At 40.5% G+C, this 19,356-nt stretch carries 9 protein-coding genes, 3 rRNA genes and 3 pseudogenes; all 15 read left to right on the top strand.

What is annotated here, in order from left to right; translation table 11 throughout:
* Positions 1-231 precede the first annotated feature (231 nt).
* The 15 genes and pseudogenes from IGK53_RS11505 to IGK53_RS11435 all read left to right on the top strand — a co-directional run bounded on the left by IGK53_RS11505 (position 232) and on the right by IGK53_RS11435 (position 19,275).
* Entirely contained in the window at positions 232-1,206 is a 975-nt protein-coding gene (locus IGK53_RS11505; RefSeq protein ID WP_002329940.1) for an ABC transporter permease, read from the top strand.
* 21 nt (positions 1,207-1,227) lie between these two features.
* Positions 1,228-1,920, top strand: coding sequence for a YesL family protein (locus tag IGK53_RS11500; protein WP_002316990.1), 693 nt, complete (start codon positions 1,228-1,230; stop codon positions 1,918-1,920).
* Positions 1,886-3,394: pseudogene (locus IGK53_RS11495) on the top strand (extracellular solute-binding protein). Before IGK53_RS11500 ends, IGK53_RS11495 begins: the two are co-directional and overlap by 35 nt.
* Before the next feature lie 73 nt (positions 3,395-3,467).
* Positions 3,468-4,575 (top strand): annotated as a pseudogene (locus IGK53_RS11490) (glycoside hydrolase family 88/105 protein).
* A 2-nt stretch (positions 4,576-4,577) separates the two neighbouring features.
* Positions 4,578-5,915: a glycoside hydrolase family 28 protein gene (locus IGK53_RS11485; RefSeq protein WP_430604795.1), complete on the top strand. Its 1,338-nt coding sequence runs from the start codon at positions 4,578-4,580 to the stop codon at positions 5,913-5,915.
* Positions 5,902-6,780 carry a dienelactone hydrolase family protein gene (locus IGK53_RS11480; protein ID WP_002390625.1) on the top strand — a complete coding sequence of 293 codons (879 nt, stop codon included), beginning with the start codon at positions 5,902-5,904 and terminating at the stop codon, positions 6,778-6,780. Before IGK53_RS11485 ends, IGK53_RS11480 begins: the two co-directional genes overlap by 14 nt.
* Positions 6,777-7,700 (top strand): pectinesterase family protein, encoded by a 924-nt coding sequence (locus tag IGK53_RS11475; protein ID WP_002329946.1) that lies wholly within the window; start codon positions 6,777-6,779, stop codon positions 7,698-7,700. The genes IGK53_RS11480 and IGK53_RS11475 overlap by 4 nt, the downstream gene beginning before the upstream one ends.
* On the top strand, positions 7,697-8,107 hold the full coding sequence (locus tag IGK53_RS11470) for a DUF4064 domain-containing protein (RefSeq protein WP_002329947.1): 411 nt from the start codon (positions 7,697-7,699) through the stop codon (positions 8,105-8,107). Before IGK53_RS11475 ends, IGK53_RS11470 begins: the two co-directional genes overlap by 4 nt.
* Positions 8,108-8,110: 3 nt before the next feature.
* Positions 8,111-9,678, top strand: a pseudogene (locus tag IGK53_RS11465) (glycoside hydrolase family 43 protein).
* 240 nt (positions 9,679-9,918) lie between these two features.
* Positions 9,919-11,337: an MFS transporter gene (locus IGK53_RS11460; RefSeq protein WP_002329950.1), complete on the top strand. Its 1,419-nt coding sequence runs from the start codon at positions 9,919-9,921 to the stop codon at positions 11,335-11,337.
* Positions 11,327-12,658, top strand: a complete 1,332-nt coding sequence (locus IGK53_RS11455; RefSeq protein WP_002329951.1) for a glycoside hydrolase family 28 protein — start codon at positions 11,327-11,329, stop codon at positions 12,656-12,658. Before IGK53_RS11460 ends, IGK53_RS11455 begins: the two co-directional genes overlap by 11 nt.
* A gap of 526 nt (positions 12,659-13,184) precedes the next feature.
* Positions 13,185-14,745 (top strand): 16S ribosomal RNA (locus IGK53_RS11450).
* Positions 14,746-14,974: 229 nt separating this feature from the next.
* Positions 14,975-17,889: ribosomal RNA gene (locus tag IGK53_RS11445) — 23S ribosomal RNA — on the top strand.
* A 94-nt stretch (positions 17,890-17,983) separates the two neighbouring features.
* A 5S ribosomal RNA gene (rrf, locus tag IGK53_RS11440) occupies positions 17,984-18,099 on the top strand.
* The 16S, 23S and 5S rRNA genes sit together here, the layout of an rRNA operon.
* 330 nt (positions 18,100-18,429) lie before the next feature.
* A complete protein-coding gene (locus tag IGK53_RS11435; protein ID WP_024635847.1) occupies positions 18,430-19,275 on the top strand; it encodes a Cof-type HAD-IIB family hydrolase in 846 nt (281 codons plus the stop codon).
* Positions 19,276-19,356: the final 81 nt, after the last annotated feature.

Raw genomic sequence — 19,356 nt, 5'->3', positions numbered from 1 at the left:
AAAGATTACGTATATAATCATTTCCTACGTTAAGTGTCAGATAGAAAAAAATAGAATAGTTACTAGGCGTACCTTATTTGTGAAGAAATACACTTATATATTTTGCAAGTATAAAAATCGCTGCTGTGTAAGCGTTTTTACATGCGATAAAAATGATTATATACGTAATTCGGATAGTTATCTATCATAAAGACATAAGCAGCAAACATTCATAAAACTAAGGAGGGGCTTATGGAAAGTGTAAAGAAACAAGAACCATTTCAACTGACGCTATCGAAAAAAGAAGAAAAGCTCAGAAGACGAAAAAAAATAATTGCAGGAATCAAAACGAATAAATTTTTATACGTGATGATTCTGCCGGGGGTCCTTTATTTCCTGATCTTTAGGTATCTTCCTATGGGAGGGCTCGTTATTGCTTTTCAAGATTATCAACCATTTTTAGGGATAATGGGCAGTCCTTGGGTGGGATTCAAACATTTCATTCGTTTGTTTACAGAGCCGACTTTCTTTACTTTATTAAGGAATACTTTGATCTTGTTCGGGTTAAATATCTTCGTGTTTTTTCCGATGCCAATTATTTTGTCCCTACTATTAAACGAAGTAACGAACAAGCGACTGAAAAGTGGGATTCAAACGATCATTTACATCCCTCATTTCATGTCTTGGGTAATCATCGTTTCGATTACTTATGTATTTTTGAACGTTGACGGAGGGGTATTGAATGAATTCCTTGCAACGATGGGATTTGAAAAAATCAGTTTTCTGACATCTCCTGAGTGGACACGAACAGTCTATATTGGACAAGTAATCTGGAAAGAGTTGGGCTGGTCTACGATCATCTACCTTTCAGCAATCACTGCAGTAGATACACAGTTATATGAAGCAGCTGAAATGGATGGCGCAGGACGCTTGCGAAAAACATGGCATGTTACATTGACGGCGATTCGTCCAGTAATCATTACCTTGCTGATTCTAAAAATCGGTCAGACACTGGACTTAGGTTTCGAGCATATGTACTTGTTATTGAATTCATTGAATCGAAGTGTTGCAGAAATTTTCGACACCTACATTTATACAGCTGGATTGAAGAATGGACAATTAAGTTTCAGTACAGCAATGGGATTGTTTAAAGGGGTCGTAGGATTATTCATGGTAATTTTAGCTAACAAGATCGCCAAAAAGCTAGGAGAAGACGGCGTTTACTAATTTAGAAAGAGAGGAAAAGACATGCTGCAGTCATTAGATAAAATAAATGGAAGGCTAAATCGTATTTTACAGTTGGTTTATTTGAATTTTCTGTGGGGTGGTTTAGTCATTGCAGGTCTGGGGGTTTTTACTTTTGGTCCTGCATCTTATGCAATGGTTGCAGTGATTAGAAAATGGCTGCGCACAAAAGAAACATTTCCTTTGACGAAAACGTACTTCTCATATTTTAAAGAAAACTATCGTGAAACCTTGCTGATGAGCTGGATATACGGCGTCATCGGAGTTGTTTTACTTGTGGATCTTTCTTTCATACACAATTGGTATCTTAGAATCGCTTTGTATATTGCTGCGTTCTTGTATTTGCTCTCAGCACTCTATATTTTTCCAATCATGGCACATTATGATTGGAAAGGATATTTTTTCAAAATGAAAATGGCATTTTTGTTCGGATTCTCTCATCTTCATTATTCATTAGTATTAATACTAAGTCTGGTGGGTATTTACCTGATGATCATCCAAACAATGCCAGGTGTTTTAACCTTTATCGGTGGCAGTCTCTTCTTTTCCGCAGTCACGTGGACAGCAAATTCTATATTTTGCCATTTGGAATGGAAGAACTCATATACAGAAAAAACAGAAGAAAACAAAAATATCATTAAAACAGTGAAGGAGAAAATTTATGAAAAAAGCAACGCTCGTAAAATTAGGTCTTAGTTTTGCAGGAATTTTAGCACTTGCCGCATGTGGCAACAGTTCAAACAACAGTTCTTCATAAACAGAAGATGGGAAAACCAAAATCACTTGGTTGAATATTTTACACCATGCTTCCCCACCAACTGACACAATCGTGAATCTAATAGAAGAAAAAACCGATACGGAACTTACATTCAATTGGATTCCTGATGCTTCAAAAGAAGAAAGACTGACAACTGCATTGGCTTCTGACGAACTAGGAGATATCGTTACACTTCAAATTGCTATGCTGAAAAACTCTTCTGTCCGAAGTGCGTTGAAATCAGGCGTATTCTGGGATGTATCGGAATATTTAAAAGACTATAAAAACTTAAGCCAAATCTCTGAGGATAGAATCGAAGCTGCAAGTATCGACGGAGCATTGTATGGTGTGCCAATGCAAAAGGACTATGCTCGTGCTGGTTTAGTCATTCGAAAAGACTGGTTGGATAATCTTGGATTAGATGTTCCAACTACGATGGATGAACTTTACGAAGTAGCTAAACAATTTACAGAAAACGATCCAGATGGAAATGGTGTGGATGATACAGTTGGTTTTGGTGATCGTGCGCCTAGTGATATTCGTTATACCAGCTTTAAGCTGTTCACTTCTTATTTTGGAGCACCGAATGGCTGGGCTGTAGATGATAATGGCAAATTTACTCCAGAATTTGATACAGAAGAATACATGAAAGCGTTGAACTTCTCAAGAGATCTATTTGAGAATGGCTATTTGGCACAAGATTTTGCGGTTACTCAAAAGACTGACCAGCAAGAACAATTTGCACAAGGAAAAACAGGAATCTACACTGGGATGGTGGATATCAAGAACCTGAAGACAATGGGACAAGGTATTCAAGATGATATGGAATTAGTCCCTGTAAACAAGATTTCAGATGGTGAAGGCGGAGGTTATCATGTTTGGTCAGAAGGAAATGGTATTGGTGGTTTGTTAGCATTCCCTAAATCACAAGTAAAAGACGAAGCACAATTGAAGAAATTACTGCAATTTGTTGATGATCTTCTAGAAGAAGATATGTATAAATTGATGACTGGTGGTATTGAGGGAACACATTATGAATTGAATGATGATGGTTCTATCGAATTTATCGATATGGATCTTTGGCAACAAGAAGTGCAACCGCTATCAAGTTCTCGCCCTAGTGAAGTAACGTTCTCTTTCAAAGACGCAGATCCTGAAAAAGAATTGTCGAATCAATTGATCAAAGAAAACGAAGAATTCGCTGTAATGGATCCTTCTGTGCCATTGGATTCACCGACGAACAATGAAGTAGGATCGGAAATCGAAAAAATCGTTATTGATGCTACAGTGCAATACATCATGGGACAGCTTGACGAAGAAGGATTCAAGAAAGCTGTAGAAGACTGGAAAGCACAAGGAGGCGACCGAATCACACAAGAATACGAGGAAGCATACAAAGCAGCGGCACAGTAATATAGACGATTGGGACAAATACTTCTTGGTATTTGTCCTAAATCCTATTTTAATTTTTAAAGGAGAGCAAATAATGGAAAACTGGTCAAAGAGATTAGCAAAAAGCATCATGGAAAGAACACCTCGCTTATATGAAGAAAAGTGGTATAAAGGAAAATGGTCTTATGACTATGGCGTCGTACTTAAAGGGTTCCAATTACTTTGGGAACAAACCCAAGAAAAAATTTATTTTGATTTCATAAAAGACAATATCGACTATTTCGTGCAAGAAGATGGAACGATCCGTGGCTACAGCGTTGAAGAATACAATATCGACCATGTAAATACAGGAAAGCTTTTCTTTTTATTGTACAAAGAAACAGGCGAAGAAAAATATAAAAAAGCAGCAGAACTCCTTTCCCGGCAGTTGGCAAACCATCCGCGTACATCCGAAGGGGCTTTTTGGCATAAAGAAATTTATCCTTATCAAATTTGGTAAGATGGATTATATATGGGCTCACCTTTTTATGCTGAATTTATCCAGAATTTTAGTGAGGAAAAAGATTACCAAGATGTCTTGAGACAGTTTGAAATCAGCTATAAACATTTATTTGATCCAAAAACAAATTTACTGATCCATGCATGGGATGAAAAGAAAGTCCAACCATGGGCTGATCCAGAAACAGGTTTATCTCATCATTTCTGGAGTCGATCGATTGGCTGGTATCTGATGGCTGCGGCAGATACCTATGAATTGCTTCATGCGGAAACGGATTGTTCTTTGCTGAAGGAAATTTTAGAAAAGACATTGACCGCATTACTTCCGTATCAAGAAGAAAACAGTGGGACATGGTATCAATCAAGTAACAACAGAAACAAAACGGAAAGGAAATTATCTGGAAGCTTCTGGCAGCAGTATGTTTGTTTACGCAATGGCTAAAGGGATACGCTTAGGCTTGCTGAACAAAGAAGAGTGGCTGCCGCAAGTGAAAAAATCTCATCAAGGACTACTCGATGAATTTGTTCTTGAAACAAAAGAAGGCTGGTTGAACTTGAACAAAAACTGTCAAGTAGCAGGGTTAGGCGGAGCAGAACAGCGAGATGGTTCATACGCTTACTACATCAGTGAGCCGATTATTTGTAATGATCAAAAAGGTGTCGGTGCATTCTTGCAAGCATTGATCGAAGTGGAGGCATTATAAGTATGTATGATATTTTGACATTCGGTGCATCAATTGATGAATTGAATACTGAAGCAATACAACAAGCGATTGATGCAGCAGCAAGCGCAGGAGGCGGAACCGTAGTTGTGCCAGCAGGTGAATTTTTAACAGGGGCTTTATTTTTAAAAAGCAATGTAGAACTTCATTTGAGCGCAGGGGCGGTTTTGAAATTCTCTGACGATCCAAAAGATTATCCTATTGTTCATTCACGTTGGGAAGGAGTCCATCGAAAAGTCTATGCTTCCTGTATCTATGCACAAAATGTAGAGAACATCTCTGTCACTGGTTTCGGTACATTAGATGGAAATGGAAAAAAATGGTGGCATACTTTCCGAAACGAACCAGATAATCTGGCTTATCCTCGTCCTAAATTGATGAGTTTCCATAACTGCCATCGAATCACTGTGAAAGATATCAAACTGATCCAGTCACCAAGCTGGACGATCAACCCAATTCTTTGTAGCAACGCGACGTTTGACAACTTGACGATTTTGAACCCGGCGGATTCACCAAATACAGACGGCATCGATCCAGAATCCTGCAAAAATGTGCGTATTAGTAATTGCCATATTGACGTGGGAGATGACTGTATCGCAATCAAAGCAGGGACTGAAGATACGTACGAAAGAATTGCTTGTGAAAATATCACGATTACAAATTGCACGATGGTCCATGGACACGGAGGGGTCGTGTTAGGAAGTGAAATGAGTGGTAGTATACGTAATATTACCATTTCAAATTGTATCTTCCAAGAAACTGATCGAGGAATACGATTGAAATCTAGACGAGGTCGAGGCGGGAACGTTGAAGATATTCGAGTATCCAATATAGTCATGGATAATGTGATGTGTCCATTTATACTGAATCTTTATTATTTCTGCGGTCCGCGAGGAAAAGAACCATATGTATGGGAAAAAACGGCTTATCCGATAGATGAGCGGACACCAGCATTCAGAAGGATCCATTTTTCGAATATCACGGCAAGGAATGTCCATGCTTCTGCAGGATTTATTTATGGATTAGCAGAACAGTTTATACAAGAAATCACATTTGATAATATTGATGTTTCAATGGCCCAAGATGCAGTTCCCGGTGTCCCTGCTATGATGACAGGGATAGAGGAAATGAGCAAGCAAGGATTTTACATTGGTTTTGCGGAGAAGGTTACCTTTAATCAAATGACGATTGAGAATCATGAAGGACCAGCATTTCTATTAGAAAATACGAAAGAAATCAGTATTGAGAAATTCCGGTCAACTCAAATTGAAAACATGGATGATCTGGTTGTCCGTAAAAATTTTGCTTATGCAGTTGAATGACTTTTTAGGTGATCCATCTAGCAGACTTACTCCTAGTGGAAAGCGATTATACAGAGAAAAACAAAATGGGTTTATGCTTGAATATTATCAACTGTACTTAAATGAATTGGAAACAGTACCAGTACTTTATGCTTACCCGGAGAAAGAAGGACCGTTTCCGACGGTCCTTTACCTGCATTCTCACGGCGGAGATTTTTCAGTCGGGAAAAGTGAATTGATCCATGGTGCTCCTTACTTAGCTTCTCCATCTTTTGCAGAAGTACTGACAGGAATGGGATATGCTGTTTGGTCGATTGATGCTTGGGGATTTGAAGAACGCGGAGGTATTTCCGAAAGCGAGTTGTTCAAACAATTTTTATTAACAGGAAAAACATTATGGGGAATGCGTATTTATGATGTGATCAGCTTGATCGATTATTTGGAGACAAGGGAAGACACAGATACTCAACGGATCGCAACGATTGGTCTTTCTATGGGAGGCTTATTAAGCTGGTGGGTGGCGGCATTGGATTCTCGTGTCAAAGTTTGTATTGATCTAGCGGCACAGGTGGACATCGAAACACTTTTGCTACATCGTCGCCTAGATCATCATGGGTTTTATTACTATGTGCCAAACCTACTGACAGCTTATACAACGTTAGCAATCCAAGAAAAAATCGCTCCGCGCCCTCGTCTTAGCTTAGTTGGAAAAAACGATACGATGTGCTTGGACGAAGGCGTACTGAAGCTGAGAAAAGGACTGGACAAGAAGTATCGATCAATGGGTAGTCCAGAAAACTTTTCTTCTTTTTCTTTAACAGGCGGTCATATGGAAACACAAGAAATGAGAAACATTTGGAAACAATTCATAAGGGAGCATTTATGAGGATGAAAGACAAACTGATAATTGGAAAAAATTCTATAGATACCCCGACGGATTTTGAAACTATCCAAGAAGGAATCGATTATTTGGCAGACCTGCCGGATAGCCATCCAAAGGTCTTGATAGTAAAAGAAGGAAGATATGATGAATATATAGAAAGTAGATTATCCAATTTTAAACTTGTGGGAACAGGAACAGTAGTGATCTCTGGTAATCGTTTTGCAAAACAGGAGTATCTTGACGGTAGCCAGTTAGGGACTTTCCGAAGTGCTACTTTTTTCTTAGAAGGATCGAATGTCGTATTAGAAAATCTTTACATCGAAAATACAGCAGGTCCAGGAGAAAAAGTAGGTCAAGCTGTTGCTTTATTCAATTCAGGAGATCGCGTATTGTTAAAAAACTGTCGACTAACTGGTTATCAGGATACTTTATGCACGGGTCCGTTGCCTGACTTGCAAAAAGATGGTACACCTTTTTGTACACCGGCTTCTGCCAATCCTGATTATTGTCGTCAGACCTATGAATATTGTTGGATTGAAGGAACGGTGGATTTCATATTTGGTGGGGCAGATGCAGTTTTTCGCCAGTGCCGTATCCATAGCTTAGCCAGTAAAAATCCTGGATACATCACAGCAGCATCTACGCCGAAAAATCAAAAATCAGGGTATCGTTTTGAAAGCTGTACCTTGACTGCAGAGCCTGATACTAGAAACGTCTATTTAGGAAGACCGTGGCGTCCGTATGCAAATGTCGTGTTTGAAGCGTGTAAGATAGGTGGGCATGTTCACCCAACTGGTTGGGACAATTGGGATGACAAGAAAAATGAACAGACTGCCAAATTCTCTGAACGAAATAACAATTATGAAACACCAATCAAAAGACCTGAATGGATCCATTTAGAAAAGCAGGGGGTTCTGAAATGAAAAGAAAATGGGAACTATTGCTAGGAATGATCGGTGGCAGCCTATCTCTGATTTTCTTTGGCGGGTTAGCAGTTACTTTAAGTAATATGTCTGCGTCAGAGTTTAAAAAAAGTTATCAGTCGCTTGCTGTCGATCATCCAACTTTGTCTTTAGAAAATACATTTGAGCTATTACAGGACATGACTGGTCTGTTTGCCGTTGTATTGTTTATTTCACTTTCTTTTTTAGCAGTAGCACTATTTTTGACGGCTAAAGGAAAATACTTAACAACTGCCACTGGCTTGTATTTTATAACGGGAGTTATATTGTTGGTCGGCACTCAGTTTATTGCGTTTCCTTTTGCATTTTTTTATTTTGCCGCTGGGGTATTCAGTTTGTATCGAGTAAGAATAAGAAAGGAAGCCTGAATCATGCAGACTATCAAAGTGAAAAATCCTATTTTAAGAGGGTTCAATCCAGATCCTAATATTTTAAGAGCGAAAGACCGATATTACATTATTGTCTCCTCTTTTGAATGGCTTCCAGGAATTCGAGTATATGAGTCGAAGAATTTAGTCAATTGGTCACATACAACGGATATTTTGACCACTCAAGTATCTTTGCAAGGAAATCCTACAAACGGAAGCATATGGGCACCGCAAATCAGTTATGCTGATGGATTGTTCTATCTTGTTTACACAGATGTCAAAAGTGCAGGCCGTCCGTTTAAAGATGTCCACAATTACTTGATTACTGCATCTGAGATCACAGGACCTTGGTCCGAACCGATTTATTTAAATAGTAACGGCTTTGATCCTTCTTTGTTTCATGATTTGGAAACAGGAAAAAATGGCTTGTCAATGAATTATGGGATTATCGTCTGGACACACCGAATAAATCCAGCGGTATCGTATTGCAAGAATATGATGCAGAGAAGAAGAAGCTTGACGGTCCCATCTATAAAATATTTGCAGGTACAGAATTAGCGAAAACAGAGGCACCGCATTTGTATTTTCGTAACGGGTATTATTATTTGAGGACAGCAGAAGGCGGTACAGGAAGAGGACATTCAGTCACAGTCTGCCGAGCAAAGAAGATTACTGGTCCTTACGAGCTTGATCCTGGTTTTCCTATGCTGACAGCTAGTGACAAACCTGCTTCTACATTGCAATGTACAGGACATGGGAGCTTAGTACAAACCCCGTCAGGAAAATGGTACATGACATATCTTTGTACCAGACCATTAAACGGTGCGGCTATTTTGGGAAGAGAAACCGCTATCCAAGAAGTGTATTGGACGTCCGACGATTGGTTAAGGCTTAAAGATAACCAGACAACTCCGATGGAAGAAATAATGATTGAGACGAATGAAGAGGTACAACAAGAGAGAGATCATCAGTTTATGGATACATTTGAAGGAGAGTTAAAAAAGAACTGGAATGCCAGACGTATTTTGCCAAGGGCTGATTGGTGTGATACAAAAACTAGACCTGGTTTTTTACGACTGATTGCCGGTGAATCTCTTCAATCTACCTTTGACCATCATTTATTAGCTATTCGGCAAACGGATTTTACTTTTGATGCGGAGACAGCATTTGAATATACACCTAATAATTTTAATCAGATGGCTGGACTGGTATTGTACCTAAATGAATCCAATTATATTTATTGCTATGTTACTTGGAATGAGAACAAGGGAAAATGTCTTCGTATGATAGAATCAGAAAACGGAGTTGCACAAATAGAAGATTGGAGGATTCCACTCACAGAAAAGAAGACTTTCTTGAAAGTAGCCGTAAGGAAAGAGACAGCACAGTTTTATTTGAAAGACACACCATCTGAAGAATGGAAGGAAGTAGGTCTACAAAAAAACATGTGTATACTCTCAGGTGGATTTACCGGGAATTTTATCGGGATAGTCGTACATGATTTGAATAGAAAAAGAGGAAGTTATGCGGACTTTGAATTTTTTAAGTACGAAGGAAAAGATCTTGAATAATCTAACTCTCTAATAAATAGAGATTCACTAACTTGTTTTTGCTAGTTAGTGAATCTTTTTGTTTATCTATGATGTTATGAAAATAATATTAATGCCCTTTTCTGACAATGTTTTTAAACGTATTTTTGTTTTTTTTCTGTCAAGATAATGCAATAAAATGTCAATATTGTGAATATCAAAACAAGAAAAAAAGAGTTATAATTTTGAAAACGTTTACTAGAAGAGGTAGGAGGAATTCAAATGCTTTCACAAAATGCTGTTACAGCAAATACAGTAAAAAAAGAAAAAAAGGAATTTGGGATTTCCGATAAGATAGGCTACATGTTCGGTGATTTAGGTAACTGTTTTATTTTAGGTTTGGTCAATAGTTTCTTGATGATTTATTATACGAATGTTCTTGGTGTTTCAGGAGCAATTGTAGGTACGTTATTCTTGATTTCAAGAATTTTGGATGCGTTTGCTGATGTGATGGTTGGAAGATTATGCGATGTCTCAGAGTTAACAGAAGCTGGCCGATTTATTCCTTGGATCAGAAAAATGAAATATCCATTTTGCTTAGTGACAGTCATTTTGTTTTTACCATTCGTCCAACATCTTCCAATGACGGTGAAGATTGCATATATTTTTGTTTCATATATTGTTTATGGTATTTTTCTGTCAACAATCAATATCCCTTACGGAGCAATGGCAGCAGCCATTAGTTCAAATCTTAATGACCGCACCTCGCTATCCACATTCCGAAGCATTGGTTCTGCGATTGGCGGGTCAACTACAGGGTTCTTTATCCCGATTTTGATGTACACCCATAACAAGAGTGGGCAGCAAGTCGTTTCAGGGAATCATTTCTTTTGGATTTCCATCGGATGTGCGGCAATTGCATTTGTCGCATACATGCTGACTTGTAAATTGACTACTGAACGAGTAAGAGTTGTCAAAAACGAAAAAGTGCCTGCTTCTCAGTTGGTAAAAGGTTTGTTGGCTAACCGAGCACTGATTATTTTAGTCATTGTTGACATTTTCATTGTGATCAATCAGATTTTAGCTGGGACGAATATGACTTATTTATTTAATGATTACTTCCATAATAAACAAGCAATGTCTGTTGCTCTTTTATTTACTTACGGAACAGTAGTAGTTTTAGCACCATTTGCTACAAAGCTGACAAAATTATTTGGTAAAAAGGAAGCAAGCGTATTTGCGTTACTCGCTTCTTCATGTATGTACTTGCTGATGTATTTCCTTCATATAACAAATGCATGGGTATATCTGATTCTTTTATTTATTGCTACTTTAGGATCTGGTTTATTCAATTTGATGGTCTGGGCATTCATTACTGACGTGATTGACTATCATCAATATAAGACAGGCTTAAGAGAAGATGGAACAGTATACGGAGTGAATTCTTTTGCGAGAAAAGTAGGACAAGCGTGCGCAGGAGCAGTCGGAGGATTTATGCTAGCACTCATTGGTTACCAATCGTCTACAACAGGTGGAGCCATCCAATCAGTTTTAGTACAAGAAAGAATTTATACGATGGCAAACTTGCTACCAGCATTCTGTTTATTTGTATCCGCAATCATTTTGTTAGTAGGGTATCCGCTGAATCGTTCGAAAACTGTGTTTATTGGTGAAGAATTAAAAAAAATCAATGAAAGATAAGGAGAAAAGTATTGCAGACAAAAAAGAGTTCATCAATGCTTTAGACTTTAAAACAAACGACATTCAACAAGATGATACAGTAATGCTGCAAAAGGCAATCAATCAAGGTGCAAAAGAACACTTGCCCGTATTTATTCCAAAAGGTATTTATTTAGTCGGCGCACTTTTTTTAAAAGATAAGAGCCATCTCATTTTCGAAGAAGGGGCTGTTCTCAAGGGAAAAACAGAGATCGAAGCATTTCCAGAGATTGATACACGAGTTGCTGGAATAGAAATGAAATGGCCAGCAGCGATTTTGAATGTTCTCTCAGCAAAAGATATTCTTATAGAAGGAAAAGGAATAATCGACGGTCAAGGAGAGCATTGGTGGGAACTATATTGGGGGAAAGACCAAAAAAGCGGAACAAGAGCTGAATATGATCGAAAGGGACTGCGTTGGATTGCAGATTATGCTATTAAGCGTCCGCGCGCGTGTTTACTGTATCATGCAGAACATGTTGTCATTCGTGATTTGATTTTTCAAAAATCAGGTTTTTGGAACCTGCAAATCACTTATTCTAACGATGTATTAGTAGAAAAAGTAATCATCCGTCATAATGATGGGCCAAGTACAGATGGGATTGATATTGATTCTTCAACAGATGTGCGTATCTATGAATGTGATTTGGCCTGTGGTGATGATTGTATCGCTATTAAATCTGGCAGGGACGGTAACGGTGCAAGAGTCAATCGAAAATCATCAAGAATCGAGATTGCGAGATGTAACATTCGTTCAGGTTACGGTGTAACTATTGGTAGCGAAGTTAGTGCTGGAATTAGTGATGTGTATATTCACGATATCGATTTTTTTCAGTCAGACTGTGGTATTCGAATGAAATCTTCAAGAGAAAGAGGGGGAGTGATTGAAAATATCAGGGTAGAAAACCTGAATATGATGGATGTACAATTTCCGTTTTCTTGGATAATGGACTGGCATAATGAATATAATAGAAAAAATAGCAATGATCTTGAACGAATGCCAGAAAGTTGGCAAGCAGTGGCTGAAGAAATACCTGAATCAAAACAAATGACAAAAGTCAGAAACATACATGTCAAAAATGTACAGGCAAGTCTTTCTCCAGGCTATCCACTTCCTTCTCGGGCTTTTGACTTGGTAGCATTTCCTGAAAAACCTATAGAAGATGTCTGCTTTACTCATTGTACAATAACTGCAAAAGAATTTGGACGGATCGAAGCAGTTCAAAACTTATGTTTCGAAAGCTGTATTCTATCAATAGAAACAGGGAACACAGTTGCAAACAATACTTTTGACAATCGTTGAAATTATAATAAGGTCAAGCTAAAATATTATTTTAGCTTGACCTTTATTTTTTTTAATGATATATTAAACAACGTTGTCGCATCTGATTGAAACATTTTGTGAAAATTCCAAAAAAGAGTTGACACATGTTTTTAGACGTGATAAGATAACTGAGTCGTTAAAAAAGAACAGCTTGCGAAGCTTGATTCTATCGGAAAAAACTTCAAAAAAGTTCTTGACAAATAACGAACAATAAGTTATGATAAATGAGTTGCTGAAAGATTTCGAAAAACGAAATCGAAAAAAACTTTTAAAAAAGAGTTGACAATCACTTGTCACTCTGATATGATATAAAAGTTGCTACGGCAGCCAAAAAATAAATCGGAAAAACACTTCCGATGAAGTAGACCTTTGAAAACTGAACAAAGTAAGACAAACCAAATGTGTAGGGCGTCTTGATTCAATTCAAGACAACAAACATTTTTTAACAAGCAAGCAATATGCTAGCAAACAAATTGAGCTTAACAATCGCAAGATTGTTCGAACTTTTTATGAGAGTTTGATCCTGGCTCAGGACGAACGCTGGCGGCGTGCCTAATACATGCAAGTCGTACGCTTCTTTTTCCACCGGAGCTTGCTCCACCGGAAAAAGAAGAGTGGCGAACGGGTGAGTAACACGTGGGTAACCTGCCCATCAGAAGGGGATAACACTTGGAAACAGGTGCTAATACCGTATAACAATCGAAACCGCATGGTTTTGATTTGAAAGGCGCTTTCGGGTGTCGCTGATGGATGGACCCGCGGTGCATTAGCTAGTTGGTGAGGTAACGGCTCACCAAGGCCACGATGCATAGCCGACCTGAGAGGGTGATCGGCCACATTGGGACTGAGACACGGCCCAAACTCCTACGGGAGGCAGCAGTAGGGAATCTTCGGCAATGGACGAAAGTCTGACCGAGCAACGCCGCGTGAGTGAAGAAGGTTTTCGGATCGTAAAACTCTGTTGTTAGAGAAGAACAAGGATGAGAGTAACTGTTCATCCCTTGACGGTATCTAACCAGAAAGCCACGGCTAACTACGTGCCAGCAGCCGCGGTAATACGTAGGTGGCAAGCGTTGTCCGGATTTATTGGGCGTAAAGCGAGCGCAGGCGGTTTCTTAAGTCTGATGTGAAAGCCCCCGGCTCAACCGGGGAGGGTCATTGGAAACTGGGAGACTTGAGTGCAGAAGAGGAGAGTGGAATTCCATGTGTAGCGGTGAAATGCGTAGATATATGGAGGAACACCAGTGGCGAAGGCGGCTCTCTGGTCTGTAACTGACGCTGAGGCTCGAAAGCGTGGGGAGCAAACAGGATTAGATACCCTGGTAGTCCACGCCGTAAACGATGAGTGCTAAGTGTTGGAGGGTTTCCGCCCTTCAGTGCTGCAGCTAACGCATTAAGCACTCCGCCTGGGGAGTACGACCGCAAGGTTGAAACTCAAAGGAATTGACGGGGGCCCGCACAAGCGGTGGAGCATGTGGTTTAATTCGAAGCAACGCGAAGAACCTTACCAGGTCTTGACATCCTTTGACCACTCTAGAGATAGAGCTTCCCCTTCGGGGGCAAAGTGACAGGTGGTGCATGGTTGTCGTCAGCTCGTGTCGTGAGATGTTGGGTTAAGTCCCGCAACGAGCGCAACCCTTATTGTTAGTTGCCATCATTCAGTTGGGCACTCTAGCAAGACTGCCGGTGACAAACCGGAGGAAGGTGGGGATGACGTCAAATCATCATGCCCCTTATGACCTGGGCTACACACGTGCTACAATGGGAAGTACAACGAGTTGCGAAGTCGCGAGGCTAAGCTAATCTCTTAAAGCTTCTCTCAGTTCGGATTGCAGGCTGCAACTCGCCTGCATGAAGCCGGAATCGCTAGTAATCGCGGATCAGCACGCCGCGGTGAATACGTTCCCGGGCCTTGTACACACCGCCCGTCACACCACGAGAGTTTGTAACACCCGAAGTCGGTGAGGTAACCTTTTTGGAGCCAGCCGCCTAAGGTGGGATAGATGATTGGGGTGAAGTCGTAACAAGGTAGCCGTATCGGAAGGTGCGGCTGGATCACCTCCTTTCTAAGGAATATTACGGAGACTACACAATTTGTTTTTACTTTGTTCAGTTTTGAGAGGTTTACTCTCAAACACTTTTGTTCATTGAAAACTGGATATTTGAAGTAAATGTAAGTAATACAAACCGAGAACACCGCGTTGAATGAGTTTTTTAATAAGTTCAATTGCTTATTTTCTTGATCTAACTTCTATCGCTAGAAGAAGGATCAAAACCCAACCGCAAGGTTGATAAGGTTAAGTGAATAAGGGCGCACGGTGGATGCCTTGGCACTAGGAGCCGATGAAGGACGGGACTAACACCGATATGCTTTGGGGAGCTGTACGTAAGCTATGATCCAGAGATTTCCGAATGGGGGAACCCAGCATCTTTAATAGGATGTTACGATTGTGTGAATACATAGCACATTCGAGGTAGACGCAGAGAACTGAAACATCTAAGTACCTGCAGGAAGAGAAAGAAAATTCGATTCCCTGAGTAGCGGCGAGCGAAACGGGAAAAGCCCAAACCAACAAGCTTGCTTGTTGGGGTTGTAGGACTCCAATATGGTCGTTCTTTCAGATAGTCGAATGACTTGGAAAAGTCAGTCAAAGAGGGTAAAAACCCCGTAGACGAAATGTGGAAGACACCTAGGAGGATCCTGAGTACGGCGGAACACGAGAAATTCCGTCGGAATCCGGGAGGACCATCTCCCAAGGCTAAATACTCCCTAGTGACCGATAGTGAACCAGTACCGTGAGGGAAAGGTGAAAAGCACCCCGGAAGGGGAGTGAAATAGAACCTGAAACCGTGTGCCTACAACAAGTCAAAGCCCGTTAATGGGTGATGGCGTGCCTTTTGTAGAATGAACCGGCGAGTTACGATTGCATGCGAGGTTAAGTTGAAGAGACGGAGCCGCAGCGAAAGCGAGTCTGAATAGGGCGTTTGAGTATGTAGTCGTAGACCCGAAACCATGTGATCTACCCATGTCCAGGTTGAAGGTGCGGTAAAACGCACTGGAGGACCGAACCCACGTACGTTGAAAAGTGCGGGGATGAGGTGTGGGTAGCGGAGAAATTCCAAACGAACTTGGAGATAGCTGGTTCTCTCCGAAATAGCTTTAGGGCTAGCCTCGGAATTGAGAATGATGGAGGTAGAGCACTGTTTGGACTAGGGGCCCATCTCGGGTTACCGAATTCAGATAAACTCCGAATGCCATTCATTCATATCCGGGAGTCAGACTGTGAGTGATAAGATCCATAGTCGAAAGGGAAACAGCCCAGACCACCAGCTAAGGTCCCAAAATATATGTTAAGTGGAAAAGGATGTGGGGTTGCACAGACAACTAGGATGTTGGCTTAGAAGCAGCCACCATTTAAAGAGTGCGTAATAGCTCACTAGTCGAGTGACCCTGCGCCGAAAATGTACCGGGGCTAAACATATTACCGAAGCTGTGGAGTACACCTTTAGGTGTATTGGTAGGAGAGCGTTCTAAGGGCGTCGAAGGCAGATCGTGAGGACTGCTGGAGCGCTTAGAAGTGAGAATGCCGGTATGAGTAGCGAAAGACAGGTGAGAATCCTGTCCACCGAATGACTAAGGTTTCCTGGGGAAGGCTCGTCCGCCCAGGGTTAGTCGGGACCTAAGCCGAGGCCGATAGGCGTAGGCGATGGATAACAGGTTGATATTCCTGTACCCGTTGTTTTTGTTTGAGCAATGGAGGGACGCAGGAGGCTAAGGAATGCAGACGATCGGAAATGTCTGTCCAAGCAGTAAGTCTGAAGAGGAGTCAAATGCTTCTTTTCTTAAGGACAAGCTGTGATGGGGAGGGAAATAATAGTACCGAAGTTCCTGATGTCACACTGCCGAGAAAAGCTTCTAGTGAGAAAACAGCGGCCCGTACCGCAAACCGACACAGGTAGTCGAGGAGAGAATCCTAAGGTGAGCGAGAGAACTCTCGTTAAGGAACTCGGCAAAATGACCCCGTAACTTCGGGAGAAGGGGTGCTGATCATACGATCAGCCGCAGTGAATAGGCCCAAGCGACTGTTTATCAAAAACACAGGTCTCTGCAAAATCGTAAGATGAAGTATAGGGGCTGACGCCTGCCCGGTGCTGGAAGGTTAAGAGGAGTGCTTAGCGCAAGCGAAGGTACGAATTGAAGCCCCAGTAAACGGCGGCCGTAACTATAACGGTCCTAAGGTAGCGAAATTCCTTGTCGGGTAAGTTCCGACCCGCACGAAAGGCGTAACGATTTGGGCACTGTCTCAACGAGAGACTCGGTGAAATTTTAGTACCTGTGAAGATGCAGGTTACCCGCGACAGGACGGAAAGACCCCATGGAGCTTTACTGTAGTTTGATATTGAGTGTCTGTACCGCATGTACAGGATAGGTAGGAGCCGTAGAAATCGGAACGCTAGTTTCGATGGAGGCGCTGGTGGGATACTACCCCTGCGTTATGGCCACTCTAACCCGCACCACTGATCGTGGTGGGAGACAGTGTCAGATGGGCAGTTTGACTGGGGCGGTCGCCTCCTAAAAGGTAACGGAGGCGCCCAAAGGTTCCCTCAGAATGGTTGGAAATCATTCGAAGAGTGTAAAGGCAGAAGGGAGCTTGACTGCGAGACCAACAAGTCGAGCAGGGACGAAAGTCGGGCTTAGTGATCCGGTGGTTCCGCATGGAAGGGCCATCGCTCAACGGATAAAAGCTACCCTGGGGATAACAGGCTTATCTCCCCCAAGAGTCCACATCGACGGGGAGGTTTGGCACCTCGATGTCGGCTCGTCGCATCCTGGGGCTGTAGTCGGTCCCAAGGGTTGGGCTGTTCGCCCATTAAAGCGGCACGCGAGCTGGGTTCAGAACGTCGTGAGACAGTTCGGTCCCTATCCGTCGCGGGCGTTGGAAATTTGAGAGGAGCTGTCCTTAGTACGAGAGGACCGGGATGGACTTACCGCTGGTGTACCAGTTGTTCTGCCAAGGGCATTGCTGGGTAGCTATGTAGGGAAGGGATAAACGCTGAAAGCATCTAAGTGTGAAGCCCACCTCAAGATGAGATTTCCCATTTCTTTAAGAAAGTAAGATCCCTGAGAGATGATCAGGTAGATAGGTCAGGAGTGGAAGTACAGTGATGTATGGAGCGGACTGATACTAATCGATCGAGGACTTAACCAATTGGTTAAAAGAAAAGAACTCGGGAAAAAACTTATATGACTTCAAATCCAGTTTTGAGTGAACAAAATTTACTCAATAAAAGATAACACCACAGTGTGGTGGCGATAGCGAGAAGGATACACCTGTAACCATGCCGAACACAGAAGTTAAGCTTCTTAGCGCCGATTGTAGTGAGGGGTTGCCCCTTGTGAGAGTAGGACGTCGCCACGCAAAGGTAACAAGATGAACTAGAAATAGTTCATCTTTTTTTTGTTTAAATCTTTTACTAAATTGAACTAATAGAGTCTTCTATGAATATCGAAGTTAGTTTTCACCTACTTCGTTTTTTTATAGTTGGTTATTATAAAATAACGATATAATTGATTTTGATACAATACACGTTTATTTATAAATCAAAAATATAGAGAACAGTATACAAATGTCCGTTCCTATTCTTAAAATGATTCTTATACTTACTTAAATTAGGTATAATTAGTATATGTTTTGTGAGAAATTTAGACTTATAATCAGCAGTGAATGTATAATTAACGTATAGGAGACATGGATGAAATGAAACTAATTGGTATAGATTTAGACGGTACTCTTTTGAATTCTGACCAGAGCATTAGTCAAAAAAATGCAAGAACAATGCAACATTTACCTAAAGACTGTTTTCCATTCATTTGTTCTGGAAGAGAAGTAGAAGACATTAATAATATTCTCAAAAAATCTGGTTTAATGGTTCCAGCAGTAGGATTAAATGGTTCTGTTGGATTTGATGGAGAAAAAAAGATATTTGAGTCTTTTTTCGATAAAAAGGATGTAAAAAAAATTGATTCTGTCATATCGAAATTTCCAACTAAAATATATACGAATCTCGGAAGTTATGAATCGCAGAACTATAAAAATAAAATGAAAAAAATCTTTCACGAGGTAGGTAGTGAATTTTCTGTCAAGGAGTTGAACTATGAGCTTGAGTATGAAAAATCTATTTGTTCTATTCCTTATAATAATATTGAAGAAATTATAGAAAAGGATGATATCAGCATTTACAAATTTTTTATTTTTATTCCCAATCGTCAATTGAAAGCGAATATATTTAACCGTTTGAAAAAGATGCTAAATGTGACTGTTACTGAATCAGCACCTGTAAACATTGAAATCGTGCCTCAAAATGTATCGAAAGGCACGGTGTTTGATCGTTTGGAATCAATCTACAATTTAAAAAAACCTTTGAGAATCGCGATCGGAGATAGTTTAAATGACTTATCTATGTTTGAGAGTGCAGATATTAGTTTTGCAATGGGAAATAGTCATCAAGAGATCATGAAAAAAGCTGATTATATTACCGTTTCAAACGATAAAGACGGAGTATCTCAAGCTTTTGAAAGAATTCTTACCATATAAACTAATTTAGGGAGTATAGAATATAAATATTTAGGATTGTGACAAAAATCATGTCACAATCTTTTTTCGAATAAACTCATT

This window comes from Enterococcus sp. DIV1224 (assembly GCF_050555455.1).
In the GTDB taxonomy this organism is placed as follows: domain Bacteria; phylum Bacillota; class Bacilli; order Lactobacillales; family Enterococcaceae; genus Enterococcus_B; species Enterococcus_B lactis.
The sequence above is the reverse complement of the archived record's forward strand: the minus strand, read 5'-3'. Positions and strand labels throughout refer to the sequence as shown.

Coding starts and splice junctions, on each gene's coding strand:
- IGK53_RS11505 (WP_002329940.1), top strand. CDS start 232: ATGGAAAGTGTAAAGAAACAAGAACCATTTCAACTGACGCTATCGAAA.
- IGK53_RS11485 (WP_430604795.1), top strand. CDS start 4,578: ATGTATGATATTTTGACATTCGGTGCATCAATTGATGAATTGAATACT.
- IGK53_RS11470 (WP_002329947.1), top strand. CDS start 7,697: ATGAAAAGAAAATGGGAACTATTGCTAGGAATGATCGGTGGCAGCCTA.
- IGK53_RS11460 (WP_002329950.1), top strand. CDS start 9,919: ATGCTTTCACAAAATGCTGTTACAGCAAATACAGTAAAAAAAGAAAAA.
- IGK53_RS11455 (WP_002329951.1), top strand. CDS start 11,327: ATGAAAGATAAGGAGAAAAGTATTGCAGACAAAAAAGAGTTCATCAAT.
- IGK53_RS11435 (WP_024635847.1), top strand. CDS start 18,430: ATGGATGAAATGAAACTAATTGGTATAGATTTAGACGGTACTCTTTTG.
- IGK53_RS11475 (WP_002329946.1), top strand. CDS start 6,777: ATGAGGATGAAAGACAAACTGATAATTGGAAAAAATTCTATAGATACC.
- IGK53_RS11500 (WP_002316990.1), top strand. CDS start 1,228: ATGCTGCAGTCATTAGATAAAATAAATGGAAGGCTAAATCGTATTTTA.
- IGK53_RS11480 (WP_002390625.1), top strand. CDS start 5,902: ATGCAGTTGAATGACTTTTTAGGTGATCCATCTAGCAGACTTACTCCT.